This window comes from Streptomyces yaizuensis, from assembly GCF_034961445.1.
Lineage (GTDB): Bacteria > Actinomycetota > Actinomycetes > Streptomycetales > Streptomycetaceae > Streptomyces > Streptomyces yaizuensis.
Window position 1 is genome coordinate 59900 of record NZ_BSBI01000006.1, and the last position, 16468, is coordinate 76367.

The following is a 16468-nucleotide window of genomic DNA, read 5'->3' on the forward strand; positions in this document are numbered from 1 at the left end:
GTACGGAGGCATCCGCCCCGTCCGAAGGCAACCAGCGAGGAGCGTGGCGCGATGGTGAGTGCGGCCGACCGTGCGAAGGGCCCGGCGCGGGCCAGCGTATGGACGGAGGACCGGACGGGCCGGAGCCGCAAGGAGGCCCACCCCGCCGGACTCGACCGCACCAAGATCATCGAGGCGACGGTGCGGCTGCTGGACGCCGACGGCACGGCCCGGTTCTCCATGCGGCGGCTCGCCGCCGAGCTGGACGTCACCGCCATGTCCATCTACTGGTACGTGGACACCAAGGACGACCTTCTCGAACTGGCCCTGGACACCGCCTTCGGCACCATGCGGCTGCCGGACACCGGCCCGGCGGACCAGTGGCGCGAGCAACTGCGCACCCTGGCCGGCGAGTACCGGGCGCTGCTGGTGCGCCACCCCTGGGTCTCCCCGCTCGTCGGTTCCTTCCTCAACATCGGGCCGAACTCGCTGGCCTTCTCGCTCGCCGTGCAACAGGTCATGCGGAACGCGCAGCTGCCCGCGCATGGGCAGATGGGCGGGCTGTCGGCGGTGTTCCAGTTCGTGTACGGGTTCGGCACGATCGAGGGCCACTTCATCGCGCGCTGCGCGTCGGCTGGGGTCAGCCAGGACGAGTACTTCCGCGAGGCGATGGGCACGATGACCGAGCATCCGCAGCTCAGGGCGTATGCCGCCAGCTCCTCGGAGATCATGGATGCGCGGGGCGGGGAGACCGTTCCGGAGATGCGCGACCAGGACTTCGGGTACGCGCTGGAGCTGCTGATCGTGGGCATCGAAGCGATGGTCGAGCGGGAGCGGGAGCGGGAACTTTAATCGGAACGCTAGGTACCTGTCTCCGGCTTCTGTCCCTGGCTAGCCTCTGTCCCTGGCTTCGGCCCGCCCCTGCCTGGCCGTGTACGCCGCCACCGCGAGCCCCACCCCCAGCAGCCACCACGACACCGTCCTCAGGGTCGCCGTCAGCGCGTCGAAGACGGCGTCCGCCGCCGCCCGGTCCACGTCCGCCGGAAGGTCGTCCAGGGTCAGCGCCCGGCCCGCCGCCACCGCGAGCCGCAGCAGCAGCCCGCCCGCCGCCAGGGCCAGCCCCACCCCGAGCCGGCCGCGCCGCGCCCCGGGCGCGAGCAGCAGGGCCGCCCCCACGGTCAGCAGGGTGAGCACCGGCAGCCGTACCCCCGCCGCCTGGAGCGCGTCGAAGCTCTCCCGTACCGCCGCCGGACCGTCGGACTCCACCACGGTGATCCGCGCGCCCACCACCGGGATCTGATCGGCGAAGGGGACCCCGTCCAGGCTGAGCCGGCGTTTGACCTGTTCGCTCACCGGGGCCAGGTCGATGCTCGCCGTATCGCCTTCGCCGCTGGTCAGGGCCTGTTCCACGGCGGTGTGCGCGGCCCGGTTCACGGTGTCCCACGCGGTGCGGTACGCGTCGGTCCCGGCGAAGGACAGCACCGCGTCGTGCACCAGCGCCCGGGCGTCGGGCGAGAGCGGGCCCAGGCCGTTCGGCCCGGACACCTCCTCGGTGATGCGGTCCGCGACCGCGCCCCGGACGGCCGGGTCGGAGGCGAGCGGGGCCATCGCGGTGACATAGCCGTCGGTGTCGCCGATCTCCCGTTCCGCCCAGACGGCGAGCACGCTCAGCGGCGTCAGCAGGGCCACGAGCGCGATCAGCACTGCCGACAGGGCCGGCCGGAGTCTGTGCACCTCTCCAGGAAAGAGGGGGGTGGGGCGGGGCGCGACCGCTGCTCCGCCGACCGGCGGCGCGTCCCCACCGCACTGCCGACGGACCGCTGGCCGATCGCGCACCGGATCGCGCACCGGATCGCGCACCGGATCGCGCACCGGATCGCCGGTCGGACCGCCCGCCGGTCCGGACGGCCGTTCGAGTTGCCGGGCCCTGTCGGCGGGTGTGCCCTGGGAGGAGCACCAGGGGAGGGAGCGGGGGCGGTCCCGAGGGAAGGAGCCCCGGACATGGCCACACATGCGACGGCGCCCGTCCGCCACCACCGGCACACGTCGACGGGGACGGGGACGCGGACGAGTGCGAGCAGCTGGGTGATCCCCGTGCTGCTCGGCGCGTTCTTCGGCTTCTACGCCGGTTTCCTGCGCCGTACCGGCGAGGCCGTCGGCTGGGGGGACGTGCTGTACGGCGTGGTCGCCGGCCTGATCTTCGCGGCCCTCGCCTACGGTTTCGGCCGGATCCAGCACACCATCCCGAAGGAGCTGCGGGGCTTCGGGTACGCCGCGCTGTGCGGCATCGCGATCGGGTTCCTGCACAGCCTGACCGGGGCGAGCATTCTGCGTTCGGCGGGGATGGGGCTGATGTTCGCCGGGGCGATGCTGGTGGCGGCGTGCTACGTCTTCTACACCCACGAGCCGGTGAGGACCGACGAGTCCGCGAAGGTCCGCGAGTCCGCGAAGGTCCGCGAGCCCGGGAAGCCCCCGGCCACGGGTGAAGGGCCCGGGCCGGTGAGAGTTCCCTGACGGGTCCGGCCCGTCCCGTCCGTCCCGTGAAATCTCGCGCATCTCGCGCGGTCGCCAGATCCGATCTGGCGGCCGCGCGCCGCCGTCTCGCGCCTACCTCATGACAGGGATGACGACGGTGACGGCAGTCACGGTGGACGGAAGGGGGAAGGGCGGTGCTGCGGGAGGGGACGGACAGCGGGGCCGTGCCCCCGCTGCGGGTCGCCGTCATCATCGGGAGCACCCGCGAGGGGCGGCTCGGCGCGACCGCGGGGCACTGGTTCGCCCGGCGGGCCGGGCTCCGTGGCGATCTGGGGCTGTCCGTGATCGACCTGGCCGGCTACGACTTTCCCGCCCGCTACCCGGAGCGGGCCACAGACCCCATGCGCGACTTTTCGGAACGTATCGATAAAGCCGAGGCATTTGTGGTCGTAACACCCGAGTACAATCGCTCCTTTCCCGCGTCGCTCAAGCAGGCCATCGACTACGCCTACGACGAGTGGCACGCCAAGCCGGTCGGCTTCGTCAGCTACGGCCATGGCTCGCGGGGGCTGTACGCGGTGGAGCAGCTGCGGACGGTCTTCACCGAACTTCACACCGTGACCCTGCGCAACGGCGTCGCGCTCGACCTCCTGGAGGAGGGCTGGGCGGACGGGGAGCGTGCGGCGCAGCGCATGCTGGGGCAGCTGGCCTGGTGGGGGCTGGCCCTGCGGGAGGCCCGCGCCGCCCGGCCCTATCTCTCCTGACCGCCTCCTGACCGCCTCCTGACCTCGTCTCTCCCGATCGCCTCCCGATCGCTTCCTGGCCGCCACCGTCCGGGCGCTTCCGCGCCCCGCCGATGAATTCCCTGAATATCGAAATTCTGTTCGAAGGAATCTGTTTATGAGTACACAGCTCGCCATCGAGACCCGGGGCCTGGTGAAGGTCTTCGGCGAGAAGCGGGCCGTCGACGGCGTCGACCTCGCGGTGCCCGCCGGCATGGTCTACGGCGTCCTCGGCCCGAACGGCGCCGGCAAGACCACGACGGTCAAGATGCTCGCCACCCTGCTGCGGCCGGACGGCGGCGAGGCCCGTGTCTTCGGCAAGGACGTGCGCACCCACGCCGACGCGGTGCGCCGACGGGTCAGTCTCACCGGGCAGTACGCCTCGGTGGACGAGGACCTGACCGGCACGGAGAACCTGGTCCTGCTCGCCCGGCTGCTCGGCTACACCCCGGCGGCCGCCCGCAAGCGCTCGGAAGCGATGCTGGACGCCTTCGGGCTGACGGACGCCGCCGCCCGCCAGGTGAAGAACTACTCGGGCGGCATGCGGCGCCGTATCGACATCGCCGCGTCCATCCTCAACACCCCGGACCTGCTCTTCCTCGACGAGCCGACCACCGGGCTCGACCCGCGCAGCCGCAACCAGGTCTGGGACATCGTCCGCACGGTCGTCGCCCACGGCACCACCGTGCTGCTGACCACGCAGTACCTGGACGAGGCCGATCAGCTCGCGGCCCGTATCGCCGTGATCGACCAGGGCCGGGTGATCGCCGAGGGGACCAAGGGCGAGCTGAAGGCGTCCGTCGGCCCCGGCACGGTCCATCTGCGGCTGCGGGACGCCGGGCAGCGGCCCGACGCGCAGCGGGTGCTGGCCCGGGTGCTCGGCACCGAGGTGCAGCCCGAGTCCGACCCGGTCGCGCTGACCGCGCGGGTCAGCGGGCACGGCAGTGAGCGGGGGGCGGCCGAGGAGGCCGCGCGGGCCCTGTCCGAGCTGGCGGGCGCCGGGATCACCGTGGACAACTTCTCGCTGGGGCAGCCCAGCCTGGACGAGGTCTTCCTCGCCCTCACCGACCGCACCAGTACCGCGACCGCGACCACGACCACGACTTCCGATGCGAAGGGGACGGCGGCAGCATGAGCACCGCGACCAACACCCAGCCCGCCGAGACCGTCACCGGGACGGCAGGGAAGGCGCGGGACACCGACGATCTCGGTCTGGCCGACCCCAAGTCGGCGGAGCTGGCGGCCCTGCTGGTCGACAGCAGGGAGCAGCCGCCCCCGCCGTCCGCGCTCTCCGCGTCGATCACCTTCGGGTGGCGGGCCATGCTGAAGATCAAGCATGTGCCGGAGCAGCTGTTCGACGTGACGGCGTTCCCGATCATGCTGGTGCTGATGTACACGTACCTCTTCGGAGGGGCGCTGGCGGGCTCGACCAGCGAGTACATCCAGTACCTGCTGCCCGGCATCCTCACCATGAGCATCGTCATGATCACGATGTACACGGGCATCGCGGTCAACACGGACATCACCAAGGGCGTCTTCGACCGCTTCCGCACCCTGCCGATCTGGCGGCCGGCGCCGATGGTCGGCTATCTCCTCGGCGACGTGGCCCGCTATCTGCTGGCCTCGGTCGTGATGATCGCTGTCGGTATGGTCATCGGCTTCCGGCCGGACGGCGGCCCGCTGGGCGTGCTGCTCGGGGTGGCCCTGCTCATCGTCTTCGCCTTCTCCTTCTCCTGGGTGTGGACCATGTTCGGTCTGCTCCTGCGCACCGAGAAGTCGGTCATGGGCGTGAGCATGATGGTGATCTTCCCGCTGACCTTCCTCAGCAATGTCTTCGTCGACCCGAAGACCATGCCGGGCTGGCTCCAGGCCTTCGTCAACAACAGCCCGGTGACGCATGTCTCGACGGCGGTACGGGAGCTGATGGCGGGCGAGTGGCCGGCCGCCGACATCGCCTGGTCGCTGGGGTGGTCCGGCTTCTTCCTGGTGGTCTTCGGCGCGCTGACCATGCGGCTGTACAACCGCAAGTGACGCCGTCCCGTCACGGGGGTGCGGGACGGCGGCGGGCCTCCACGGTGTGTACCGGGGGGCCCGCCGCCATGTCCGGGCCCGGCCGTCGGTCACCATGGCCCGTTGTCCCGTTGTCCCGTTGTCCCGTTGACCCGTTGCCCCGTCTCGGCCCGTTGACCTTCCCGTGCGGGGAAGGACCAGCATCGGTTCCGCCGGGTCGGACCACCGCACCCGGCGCGAGGAGCGCGAGGAGGAGCCCATGACCCGGCGGACCCGCTTGACCATCGGGGCGTTCTCCCGGCTGTCCCGGCTCTCGGCGAAGGCCCTGCGCCGCTACGACGAGCTGGGGTTGCTGCCCCCGGCGAGCGTGGACCCGTTCACCGGCTACCGGTACTACGACGAGTCCCAGGTGGAACGGGCCCGTCTGGTGGTCTGGCTGCGGCGGATCGGGATGCCGCTGGCCGGGGTCCGGGGGGTCTGCGATCTGTACGGTACGGATCCGGCCGCCGCCGCACGGGCCGTACGGGCCTACTGGGCAGGGGTCGAGTCCGAGACCGCCGCCCGCCGGGACCTGGCCCTCTTCCTCGCCGATCAGCTGGCCCGACCGGACGAGGAGACACCACCTATGACCAACCCGACCACCTTGATCATCCGCCATGCCGCCCGCACCGACCGGGGGCTGGTCCGCGAGACCGACCAGGACACCGCCCTCGCGGGCGGCCGGCTCCTCGCGGTCGCCGACGGCTTCGGCACCGACGGCGGCCCGGCGGGCGCGGCCGCGATCGCCGCGCTGCGGGAACTGGACACCGGCCCGGCCGCCCGCCCCGCCTCCGGCACGCCGGACGGCCTCCGCGCGGGCGACCTGCTCAACGCCCTGGAGGACGCGGTCCACCGCGCGAACACCGCGATCGGCGACCTGACGGACTCCCCCGCATCGGGGACGACCCTGACCGCGATGGTGTGGACGGGGTCCCGGCTGGCTCTCGTCCACATCGGGGACAGCCGGGCGTATCTGCTCCGCGACGGCGGGCTCTTCCGGATCACCCACGACCACACCGTGGTCCAGTCGATGATCGACGCGGGCACCCTCACGGAGGCGGAGGCGGCCACCCACCCGCAGCGGACGCTGCTGCTGCGGGCCCTGCACGGCGCCACGGACCACCCGACCCAGCCCGACCTGCGGCTCCACGAGGCCCGCGCGGGCGACCGCTACCTCCTCTGCTCGGACGGCCTCTTCACGACCGTCCCGGACGCCGCCATCCGCTCCACCCTGACCGGGGCGACCGACCCCGACGCGGCGGTGGACGCCCTGATCGCCCTCGCCCACGAGGCGGGCGCGCCCGACAACATCGCGTGCGTCGTCGCGGACGTGTCGGCGGCGCCGGACGCGCCGGCGCCGAAGGCGCTTCACGCGGCGCTCTGATCGGTGGCGGGGCCCCGGCGGCCGGGTGCGGGGTCGGCGGCCGGGGCCCCACCTGTTCCCCCGGCCGTCCGGGGCGGGAAGGGGGACGCGCTGTCCCCCTGCCCGATCGGATTACGCGGCCACGCCGATGGACTCCGCGAGCGAGACGGCCTCGGCCCGGAGTGGGCCGTTTGCCGTACGGGCCAGTTCGGCCGCGAGGCCCCGCGCCATGGGGACGTAGCGGATGCCCTCCGGCGTCACCCGGAAGGCGTGCCCCAGATAGTGCAGCGCCGCCACGGTCTCCTGCTTCTGCGCGTGACCGGCCGCGATGTCCAGGAGCAGCCGGGAACGTCGCTCCAGGGACCCCACCGACGCCGGGTCGATCGACTCGGCCCGCCGCAGCGCCTCCCCGACATGTGGTACCAGTCATTCGAGCGTACGCTCGCTGTCCTGTTCCGGGCAGAAGCGATGACCGGCGGTCGCCCGTTCCGTCATCCTGGGACCGGCGACGACTCCGTGAGGAGGGCAGACGTGGGCGCTGCGGAAGAGGACCCGGGGACCACGACGGAACTCGCGCCGGGTGAGCACCTGGCGGTGATCCGGAAGGCACACGGTCTGACCCGGTCGCGACTGGCGGGAAGGGCGGGCATCCCCCTCTCGCTGCTGTCGGCGATCGAGGCGGGCAACCGGGTGCTGACGCCGTCTGTCGCGGCCTCCGTGGGGTGGGCGATGGGGCTCGGTATGTCCGACGTGCTGGGGAAGGCCACCGTCGCGAAGAACGAGGCGCGGGCGCTCACGGAACTGCGGGCGGCGCTTCGCGACTACGACCTGCCGGAGACCGGGGCTGCTGCGGAGGGGCGGTTCGGCGACGACCTGGCCACCGCGCGCCGGTACCGGAGGAAGTTCGATGTCTCCCGGCTGCTGGGAGTTCTTCCGACCTTGCTCCGGGGTGCCACCGCGCACGCGCACACCGTCAACACGGCCACGGCGTGGTCCGATCTCTCCGAGGTCTACAGCACCGTCTACTGGCTCGCCGCCCGGTACCGGTGGACGGACCTGGCGGAGCTGGCGGTGACCCGGCAGCGGTGGGCCGTCGAGCAGCGGCCCACGCCGATGGCGGCGGCCGTCGCCGCGCGGGACCGGGCCGGGACCTATCTCAACTTCGGGGATGCCGGGCGAGGGCTCGATGTCGTGGACCGCGCGATCGCCGAGGCGCAACGGGATCTCAGCGGCACGGAACGGGACCTGGCCGTGTGCATCCTCAATCTCCGGGGCATGACGCTGGCCGGCCGGCTGCCCGACAGAGAAGAGGCCGGACGGGAGGCCGATCGGCACATCCGGTCCGCCATGGCCGTCGCCGACGGGCTCGGTAGCCGGGACAGCACGGTGCTCGGGCTGACGGCCGGGCCGCAGAACACCGTCCTGCACCGACTGGCCACCTATGTGGATCTGGGCAGGCCACAGGAGGCCATGGCGCTCGTGGACATGCTCCCCGCCGCGCTCGACGGACTGCCGGCGACCCGGGTGGCGCCGACCCACGTCAGCATGGCCCGGGCCCAGCTCGACCTGGGGGAACTGGACATGGCGCTGCGGAACCTGGCCATCGCGTGTGACGCGGCGCCGCAGATCGCCTGTATCGACCCCTGGTTCCGGGAAACGCTTCGTGTCGTCTCCTCGCTGCACCGCAGAAGCAACCCCGAGTTGGTCCGGCTCGCCAGGCTGGCCGGGATGAGCCTGTAATCGGTGGTGGGGCCCCGGTGGCCGGGTGCGGGGTCGGCAGCCGGGGCCCCACCTGTTCCCCGGCCTGGCCCGGGCAGGGGCAGGCCGGGGTGCCGTCCGTCGCGTGCCCGGGGTGCGGAGGCGTGGTCGCACCTGATCGGGCGGTCCTGCGACGGACGGCCGTCTTTGTTGGTCAGAGTTGTTCGGCTATGCCCGCGCCGAGCAGTCCTATGGACGACAGACAGGTCAGGGTCAGAAGGCAGGACCCCGGCAGCCAGGGCAGCCACACGGGTAAGCGGCGGCGGCCGCGCTCAGAATCCGTCACGGCCCCACGTCCCGAATTTCCGGCGCCGTTCGAGGTCCGCCTGAATTTCCGCGCGGAGGCGTTCCAGCGTGGGCAGAGTGCTTTCCCGCAGGGGTTCGCGGGGGGCTTTGAGCGGGCAATCGGGGCGGGGACAGCGGCACGGACCGAAATCCAGCGGATTGAGTCCGGTGCTCCGGTGAAGCCGGGGCCGACGCTCGATCATCGTGGCCCCCGGTGGGGACCGGCGGCAGGGCGCGGTGCCGGTCCCCAGGTCGTCCGGGCAGGCTCCATGGCATTCCTCTCCGTCCCTTCGGCGGGGTGGGAGAAAAGCTAGGTGCCCTTGCCCTCGGGAAGGGGGACGCGCTGTCCCCCCGCCCGATCGGATTACGCGGCCACGCCGATGGACTCCGCGAGCGAGACGGCCTCGGCCCGGAGTGGGCCGTTTGCCGTACGGGCCAGTTCGGCCGCGAGGCCCCGCGCCATGGGGACGTAGCGGATGCCCTCCGGCGTCACCCGGAAGGCGTGCCCCAGATAGTGCAGCGCCGCCACGGTCTCCTGCTTCTGCGCGTGACCGGCCGCGATGTCCAGGAGCAGCCGGGAACGTCGCTCCAGGGACCCCACCGACGCCGGGTCGATCGACTCCGCCCGCCGCAGCGCCTCCCCCGGTGTCAGCAGCCCGACGCCGACGCTCACGCCGTGGATCGCCACATTGGCTGCGTCGAACGCCGACGGTGTGTGCGTGTACCCGGCCGGCAGCCGGGCCGCCGTCCGGTCCGCCTCCGCGAGATAGCGCTCGGCCTCACCGGCACGGCCGTCCAGACCGCAGGAGATGGCGGCCTGGAGATTCAACGCGCCGTACACGCCCAGGACATCGGCGTCGGTGTCCCCGTCGGCGAGGCGGGCACGCAGCAGCTCCATGCCGCTCTCGTCCGTCCGTACCGCTTCCTCGCCGTAGCCCGCCGCGCGCTGCCCGATCGCTGTCGACCAAGCCGCCAGCGCCAGGCTCACGGGATCGTCGGCCTCCTCGCTGTGGGCCCGGCCACGGTCGAGCGCGACCCAGTACAGCTCCGGCTCGCAGATGTGCGCGAGCAGCCGCTGTACGAGCCGGTACAGATCGGCCGTTGTCGCGTGCGCGGACCGGCGTTCGGATCCCTCGTGGGCCCGTAGGCACAGGTGCGCGTCTCGGATCAGCTCCGGCAGCAGCGCGCCGACCTCCGTCCGCTGATGCCTGCTGCGGTGCCAGAGCCGCCATGCCGCGTCCACCCGGCCCCTCAGCACGACCGGGGATTCGGGGGCGCGATCCGACCGCACGACCGACACCGCGTGCATGGCGGTCCTGATCGCGGGGACGCAGGAGTGGGACAACTTCCCCACGGAGTCGACGGGAACGGCGAGGTCCCCACCTGTCAGCCGGGACACGTCGGAAATCCTCAACGCCTGGGCCAGATGCACCAGATGGGTGATCGACCGGAGTTCCCGGGCACCGGTCTCGATCTTCTTCAGCCAATCGGGTGATCTGCCGACCAGCCCCGCCAGGACGGCCCGGCTCATTCCCCGGCGTTCACGGAGGACGCGGATGCGCTCACCTGTTGTCAGTTCCTCGGGCAGTTCCGGAAGGTCCTGGGACATGTCCCTCATCGTTGCTCCCTGACATGTGGTAGCCGTCATTCGAGCGTACGCCCGGCGACCCCGCCCCGGGCAGCGTGGCGGCCCGATGGGAGTACGGGTCAGAGCCGCCAGCCCACCGCCTCCCCCGGCCGGTACGCACAGTGCGCCCCCGTCGTCACCGCCTCCCGCAGATGCGCCGCCAGCTCCGGATGGAGCGTGTCCAGCTTGCGGAACGTGTCGCGGATGCGGGCCGTCACCGTCTTGCGGGCGCGTTCCGCCTCGTCGCCCAGGCGGCGGGGGCGGCCGCCCAGGCCCGCCGCCCGGCGCAACTCGTCCAGGAGGGTGGCGCGTTCGCGGGAGAGGTCGGCCGTGCGGGAGTCGTCGCCCCGGGACGCCGAGCGGTCCAGTTCCTCGTCCAGGTGGGCCAGGCGGCGGCGGTAGCTCGACTTCGCCTCCTCGTCCAGGACCGGGTCGCCGCCCAGGCCCCGGGCCGCCAGTACCGCCGCGCCGCCCTCGGGGGAGAGCAGGGCCACGGCCGGCAGGTCGTCCCCGGGGCGGGAGAGCAGCGTGTGCAGGTCCCGCAGGCCCTTCGCGTCGGGCATGTGGACGGACCGGCCGTCGAAGACGAGCGACCACACCGCGCCCTCGCGGCGGAAGGACGGATGCTCCGGCGCGCACTCCGCCACCGGCGGCCGGACGGCCGGGCGGGCCGGCAGGAGGGTCATCCCCAGCCGCTCCGCCTCCTCGCGCACCGCCGCCAGGGCCGCCGGATCCCCGCCCGGCAGGGTCAGCAGCTCGGTGCGGGCCCGGACCGACCAGGCGCGGGCCCGCAGGAGGTCCGCCGACTCGGCGGCCGCCGTCAGCGCGGACACCGCCGCCGGCAGGTCGCCGCGCGCCGCGTGCAGCAGGCCCCGCCAGAGGTCGACCGGGCCGCCGATGTCGCAGCCGTACATCGAGACCACCCACTGCCCCGCGTGCGGCGTCAGCTCCGCGAGGACCGCGTCGATCGCCTCCCGGTCGCCCGTCGCCGCCGCGATCTGCGCGCGCAGCCGCAGCCTCAGCGGGCCGAAGACCCGGGGCAGTTCGGCGGGCAGCTCCCGCAGCAGCAGCCGGGCGCCCGCCGCGTCACCGCTCTCGACCGCCGTCAGCGCCGCCGACAGCACCGGGAAGGGGTGCCCCGCCTCCTCCATCCGCACCACCTGCGCCCGCGCCTCGTCGAACCGGCCCCGCAGCAGCGCCAGCGTCCACCACAGATGGCCGCGCACGAACCCGTACGGAACCTCCCGCGGCTCCCCGTGCTCCACCTTCCCCAGCAGCTCCTCCGCCTCGCCGAACCGGCCCTGGACCGCCGCGACCAGCGCGCTGTCGATGAGGACCGACAGCTCGTACTGGCGCTGCCCCGCATGCCCGGCCTCCGTGACGAAGCCGCGCAGCTGCTCCCGGTAGCGCGGATCGCCCAGCTCCAGCATCGTCACCCAGCGCATGCTGGTGGCGTGCAGCTTCAACTGCACATTCCCCGTGCGCCGGGCGACCTCGATCATCTCGGTGGTCAGCTCCAGCCGCTCCGGTGCCGTCCCCAGGCCCCATATCGCGTCGTGCTGGGCCCACAGGGAGAACGCCAGACCCTCGTCGTCCCCGCCGTCCCGCGCGAGGGTCGTGGTCGCCTCCGCGAGGTCCTTCGCCATCCGCTGGGGGCTCAGTCCGCTGATGTCCGCGCCGCCGCCGCTGATCAGGGTGCGGTACGCGTCCCGCAGCAGCGCGGCGCTCCTCCCCTCGGGCAGCGCGGTGTGCTCGTACTGGTGGAGCCGGATCGCCACCTGCGCCAGCAGCGCCGGATCCCCGGCCTCCCGGGCCAGGTCGAGGGCCTGCTCGAAGGCCCGCCAGGACCCCTCGGCGTCGGTGATGTGCCACAGCGTGCTCGCGAGGTCGAGACAGATCAGGGCGGCCCGGTGGTGGTCCTCGCCCGCCGCCTCGATCGCCCGCCGGAAGTGGATCTCGGCCTCCTCGCCCGCCAGCCGGCCGGTCGCGTCCCGCCCGGCGGCGGTCAGCAGCTCCACCCGGCGGGTCCGCTCCAGATCGTCCCCCGCGAGATGGGCGTGGCGGGCCAGATCGGCGGGGACGATCCGCTCGCGCAGCGCCGCCGACCCCGCCGCCCCGTCCAGCGCGTGCACCACGGCCGCGTGCAGCGCCCGGCGCCGCCGCTCGTCGAGCGTGTCGTACAGGGTCTCGCGCACGAGGTCGTGGACGAACGCGTACCCGCCGCAGGTGCCGACCGTGACCAGCCGGGCCGCCACCGCCCGCTCGATCAGCCGCTCCACATGCGGCACCGGTGCGGCCACCGCCGCCGCCAGCACCTGGCGGTGGAACTCGCGGCCCAGCACGGCCGCCGTCTCCAGCAGCCGACCCACCTCGTCCGGCAGCAGCGACAGCCGCCGTCTGACGGCCTCCGACACCCCCGGCGCGACCGTGCTGACCGGGCTGCCGCCGCGCCAGATGCGCACGGTCTGCTCCACGAAGAAGGGATTGCCGCCGGTGCGCCGGTGCACCTCCGCGACCAGGGCCGGATCGGGCTCGACGCCCCCGGTCAGCGCGATCAGCGCGCCCACCTCGTCCGGCGCGAGACCGGTCAGGGTCAGCGCCGTCCCGGCGCGCGCCCCCAGCGCCAGGACCAGCGGTCGCAGCGGGTGGTCGGCGGTCTCCACCTCCACGTCCCGGTACGTCCCGATGAGCAGCAGCCGCTCGAACCACGCGTGCTGCGCGGCGAATTCCAGCAGTCGCAGCGACGCCGGGTCGGACCAGTGCAGATCCTCCAGGACCACCACCACCGGGCGGTCCTGCGAGGCGGTGACCAGGGCGGTCGTCACCGCGTCGTACAGCGCGAAGCTCTCCGCCCCGTCCGCCGGGACCCCGTCCCCGGTCGTCCCGTCCGGCGCGGGCCGCTCGCCCAGCAGCACCCCGATCCGGCCGCCCGCCGCCCGCTCGGCCTCGGCCCACTCCCCGTCGCCGACGGCCCTCCGCAGCCCTCGCATCACCTGCACCCACGGCCAGTACCCGGGCGCGCTGTCCGAATCCCAGCAGGAGCCCCCCAGCACCAGCGCCCCGCGCCGCCGCGCCTCGTCGGCCGCCTCGGTGACCAGCGTGCTCTTCCCGATCCCCGCCTCGCCGGTGACCAGGACCAGCCCGCCGTGGCTCGCCAGGACCCGGTCCACCTCCCCGCGCAGAACGCCTGCCGGGTGGTCGCGGCCGATGAGTGCAGGGTTCATGTCCCGCACCCTACGAGGTGCCACTGACAACGCCCCCGTAGGTTTTCCCCGTACCCCCGCCGACCTGCGCGGCAACACCGAACCGGTCGGCATACGGCAGTCAGCGGTCAGGGGCCCGGCGCTCCGCCGGGCCCCTGACCGGGATTCAGGACGGGAACGAGAGCACCGGGACCTCGTCCGCCCGCCGGCGCTCCCCGGCCGCCTCCATCAGCGCCGCCAGCTGCCGGCCCGCCCGCTCGATCCGTACCGGCAGCGTGTCCGTCATCGGATCGCCCGAGCCGCCCCAGTCCTCCGACGCCGCGTACACCGCCGTCGGCGCGACCACGGCCCGCAGATACACGAACAGCGGCCGCAGCGCGTGCTCCAGCACCAGCGAGTGACGGGCCGTGCCGCCGGTCGCCCCCACGAGCACCGGCTTCCCGGTCAGCGCGTCCGGGTCGACCAGGTCGAAGAACGACTTGAACAGCCCGCTGTACGACGCCGTGAAGACCGGCGTGACCGCGATCAGCGCGTCGGCCTCGGTGACCGCCTCGATCGCCTCGCCGAGTTCCGGCGAAGGGAACCCCGTCACCAGGTGGTTGGCGATCGGCACGGCCAGCTCGCGCAGCTCCACCACGCGGACCTCGACCTCCCGGCCCGACCCGGCGAGCGAGCCGCGCACGGCCTCGGTCAGCCGGTCGGCCAACAGCCGCGTGGACGAGGGGACGCTCAGTCCGGCGGAGACCGCCACCAGCTTCAGCGTGGTCATCGTCATGCCTCCTGGGTCTGCTGGGTCTGCTCGGCCTGCTCGGTCTGCTCGGTCGTAGGGGCTGTCATGGCGCGCAGCTCCGGCTCGGCGGCCGCCATCCGCGCGGCGACGGCCGGGTGGAGCGGCGCGGTCGCCGGCACTCCGGCGGGCCGCAGGCTCTCGAACTCCTTGCGCAGCACCGGGACGACCTCCTCGCCGAGGAGTTCGATCTGCTCCAGGACGGTCTTCAGCGGCAGGCCCGCGTGGTCGACCAGGAACAGCTGGCGCTGGTAGTCGCCGACGGCCTCACGGAAGGTGAGCGTCCGCTCGATGACCTGCTCCGGCGTGCCGACGGTCAGAGGGGTCTGCGAGCTGAACTCCTCCAGCGACGGACCGTGGCCGTAGACCGGCGCGTTGTCGAAGTACGGACGGAACTCCCGTATCGCGTCCTGCGAGTTCCTGCGCATGAACACATGGCCGCCCAGACCCACGATGGCCTGCTCGGCGCTGCCGTGGCCGTAGTGGGCGTACCGCTTCCGGTACAGCTCGACCATCTTCTTGGTGTGGGCCATGGGCCAGAAGATGTTGTTGTGGAAGAAGCCGTCACCGTAGTAGGCGGCCTGCTCCGCGATCTCCGGGGAGCGGATCGAGCCGTGCCAGACGAACGGCGGCACGCCGTCCAGCGGGCGCGGGGTCGAGGTGAAGCCCTGGAGCGGGGTACGGAACTTCCCCTCCCAGTCCACCACGTCCTCCCGCCACAGCTTGCGCAGCAGCGCGTAGTTCTCGATGGCGAGCGGGATGCCCTGCCGGATGTCCTGCCCGAACCAGGGGTAGACCGGTCCGGTGTTGCCCCGGCCCATCATCAGGTCCACCCGGCCGTCGGCCAGGTGCTGGAGATAGGCGTAGTCCTCGGCGATCTTCACCGGGTCGTTGGTGGTGATCAGCGTGGTGGAGGTGGACAGGATCAGGTTCTCGGTCCGGGCCGCGATGTGTCCCAGCAGGGTGGTCGGGGACGACGGCACGAACGGCGGGTTGTGGTGCTCGCCGGTCGCGAAGACGTCGAGACCGACCTCCTCCGCCTTCTGCGCGATGGCCAGGGTCGCCTTGATCCGCTCGTGCTCGCTCGGCGTACGCCCGTTGGTCGGGTCGGTGGTGACGTCGCCGACGGTGAAGATGCCGAACTGCATGAGACTCACCTCTCGGAGGAGATTGGTTGAATGTTGAACCAAACTCTACAACGGGAGCGGCCATCTGGCTATTCCGATGGGGGAAGTCCCAGCTCACGGGCTTGATCGGGAACGAATCAGCCCCCGACCGGGGAGGTCGGGGGCCGAGAGTCGGGGGTCGGGGGCCGGGGGCCGGGGGCCGAGAGCCGGTGCCGGAGCGCCGGGTGTCAGGTGTCAGGTGGCGCCCGGGAAGAGGTCCTGGAAGATCTCCGCCGAGTCCGTCCCCGACCGCCCGAACGGCGCGTCGAAGTCCCACACCAGGAAGAGCAGGAACGCGATCAGCGCACTGAAGACCCCCGCCACCAGCAGCTCGCGGAAGCTTCTGCCCATCCGCATGGTGAAGATCAGCCCCACGGTCACCAGCGCGCCGATGATCAGTCCGAACCAGACCACGCCGGGGAGCGTCGAGGCCGCGTTCGCCGCCCGCGTGGTCCGCGCGTCCTGGACGACCGCCACCCGTTCCAGCATCGGCTGGTACGTCTGGGCCTCCAGCTCGCTCTGCGGTGCCCGCAGCGCGATGTCCTCGCGCACCTCGGTCAGCAGCTCGTCGCCGCGCGAGGTCAGCTCCTGGTTCTCGATCATGTGGGACCACTCGGTGCGCACCACATGGGAGACGTAGGCGTCGATGTCCTCGCGCAGCTCCTCCCGGGCCTCGCGCGGCAGCACGGCGGCCCGCTGCGAGATCTCGTACAGCGCCTGGGCCTCCCGCTGCACATCGGCCTCGGCGGAGCCCCGGGTCTCCCAGACGCCCGCGATGGCCAGACCGAGGACGATCGCGTAGACGACGCCGACCATCATCGTCATGTACTCCAGGACGTCGGGCGTCTCCACCTCGGCGTCCCCGCCTTCCGGCCCGGCGCCGCGTCTGCGCTGGCTGAGCAGCGGGACGGCGAGGACGACCGCGCAGGCGGCGGCCATGGCGATGGCCAGGACCAGCCATTCGGACATCGTGAACTCCCTGGGTGTACGGGGG

At 72.7% G+C, this 16468-nt stretch carries 15 protein-coding genes; 7 read left to right on the forward strand and 8 right to left on the reverse strand.

The annotated features are described in order from the left end of the window. Positions 1 to 51 precede the first annotated feature (51 nt). On the forward strand, positions 52 to 831 hold the full coding sequence (locus tag SYYSPA8_RS16070; protein WP_323447861.1) for a TetR/AcrR family transcriptional regulator: 780 nt from the start codon (positions 52 to 54) through the stop codon (positions 829 to 831). 39 nt (positions 832 to 870) lie between these two features. On the opposite strand, the gene SYYSPA8_RS16075 is transcribed toward SYYSPA8_RS16070, so the two are convergent. Further along, positions 871 to 1713, reverse strand: coding sequence for a hypothetical protein (locus SYYSPA8_RS16075; RefSeq protein ID WP_323447862.1), 843 nt, complete (start codon positions 1711 to 1713; stop codon positions 871 to 873). A gap of 267 nt (positions 1714 to 1980) precedes the next feature. Between SYYSPA8_RS16075 and SYYSPA8_RS16080 the strand changes: the two genes are divergently transcribed. The 5 genes from SYYSPA8_RS16080 to SYYSPA8_RS16100 all read left to right on the forward strand — a co-directional run bounded on the left by SYYSPA8_RS16080 (position 1981) and on the right by SYYSPA8_RS16100 (position 6669). Further along, positions 1981 to 2493: a hypothetical protein gene (locus tag SYYSPA8_RS16080; RefSeq protein ID WP_323447863.1), complete on the forward strand. Its 513-nt coding sequence runs from the start codon at positions 1981 to 1983 to the stop codon at positions 2491 to 2493. 155 nt (positions 2494 to 2648) lie between these two features. Further along, on the forward strand, positions 2649 to 3218 hold the full coding sequence (locus SYYSPA8_RS16085) for an NADPH-dependent FMN reductase (protein WP_323447864.1): 570 nt from the start codon (positions 2649 to 2651) through the stop codon (positions 3216 to 3218). 136 nt (positions 3219 to 3354) lie between these two features. After that, positions 3355 to 4371, forward strand: a complete 1017-nt coding sequence (locus tag SYYSPA8_RS16090) for an ATP-binding cassette domain-containing protein (protein WP_323447865.1) — start codon at positions 3355 to 3357, stop codon at positions 4369 to 4371. Further along, positions 4368 to 5267 carry an ABC transporter permease gene (locus SYYSPA8_RS16095; protein ID WP_323447866.1) on the forward strand — a complete coding sequence of 300 codons (900 nt, stop codon included), beginning with the start codon at positions 4368 to 4370 and terminating at the stop codon, positions 5265 to 5267. Before SYYSPA8_RS16090 ends, SYYSPA8_RS16095 begins: the two co-directional genes overlap by 4 nt. 238 nt (positions 5268 to 5505) lie before the next feature. After that, entirely contained in the window at positions 5506 to 6669 is a 1164-nt protein-coding gene (locus SYYSPA8_RS16100) for a MerR family transcriptional regulator (RefSeq protein ID WP_323447867.1), read from the forward strand. 111 nt (positions 6670 to 6780) lie between these two features. Here SYYSPA8_RS16100 and SYYSPA8_RS16105 read toward each other — a convergent pair whose 3' ends face one another. Continuing rightward, positions 6781 to 7017 carry a hypothetical protein gene (locus SYYSPA8_RS16105; protein ID WP_323447868.1) on the reverse strand — a complete coding sequence of 79 codons (237 nt, stop codon included), beginning with the start codon at positions 7015 to 7017 and terminating at the stop codon, positions 6781 to 6783. A gap of 162 nt (positions 7018 to 7179) precedes the next feature. Between SYYSPA8_RS16105 and SYYSPA8_RS16110 the strand changes: the two genes are divergently transcribed. Then, positions 7180 to 8388 carry a helix-turn-helix domain-containing protein gene (locus tag SYYSPA8_RS16110; protein ID WP_323447869.1) on the forward strand — a complete coding sequence of 403 codons (1209 nt, stop codon included), beginning with the start codon at positions 7180 to 7182 and terminating at the stop codon, positions 8386 to 8388. Positions 8389 to 8560: 172 nt separating this feature from the next. Here the strand turns inward: SYYSPA8_RS16110 and SYYSPA8_RS16115 are convergent, their stop codons facing one another. From SYYSPA8_RS16115 to SYYSPA8_RS16140, 6 genes are all read right to left on the reverse strand, one after another. Then, a complete protein-coding gene (locus tag SYYSPA8_RS16115) occupies positions 8561 to 8692 on the reverse strand; it encodes a hypothetical protein (RefSeq protein ID WP_323447870.1) in 132 nt (43 codons plus the stop codon). A gap of 363 nt (positions 8693 to 9055) precedes the next feature. Next, positions 9056 to 10300 carry a helix-turn-helix domain-containing protein gene (locus tag SYYSPA8_RS16120; protein ID WP_323447871.1) on the reverse strand — a complete coding sequence of 415 codons (1245 nt, stop codon included), beginning with the start codon at positions 10298 to 10300 and terminating at the stop codon, positions 9056 to 9058. A 98-nt stretch (positions 10301 to 10398) separates the two neighbouring features. Next, entirely contained in the window at positions 10399 to 13542 is a 3144-nt protein-coding gene (locus SYYSPA8_RS16125; RefSeq protein ID WP_323447872.1) for an ATP-binding protein, read from the reverse strand. Between the two features lie 145 nt (positions 13543 to 13687). After that, positions 13688 to 14296 carry an FMN reductase gene (locus tag SYYSPA8_RS16130; protein WP_407706014.1) on the reverse strand — a complete coding sequence of 203 codons (609 nt, stop codon included), beginning with the start codon at positions 14294 to 14296 and terminating at the stop codon, positions 13688 to 13690. After that, positions 14293 to 15456, reverse strand: a complete 1164-nt coding sequence (locus SYYSPA8_RS16135; protein WP_323447874.1) for an LLM class flavin-dependent oxidoreductase — start codon at positions 15454 to 15456, stop codon at positions 14293 to 14295. The genes SYYSPA8_RS16130 and SYYSPA8_RS16135 overlap by 4 nt, the downstream gene beginning before the upstream one ends. Before the next feature lie 213 nt (positions 15457 to 15669). After that, positions 15670 to 16443 (reverse strand): bestrophin-like domain, encoded by a 774-nt coding sequence (locus SYYSPA8_RS16140; RefSeq protein WP_323447875.1) that lies wholly within the window; start codon positions 16441 to 16443, stop codon positions 15670 to 15672. Positions 16444 to 16468 lie beyond the last annotated feature (25 nt).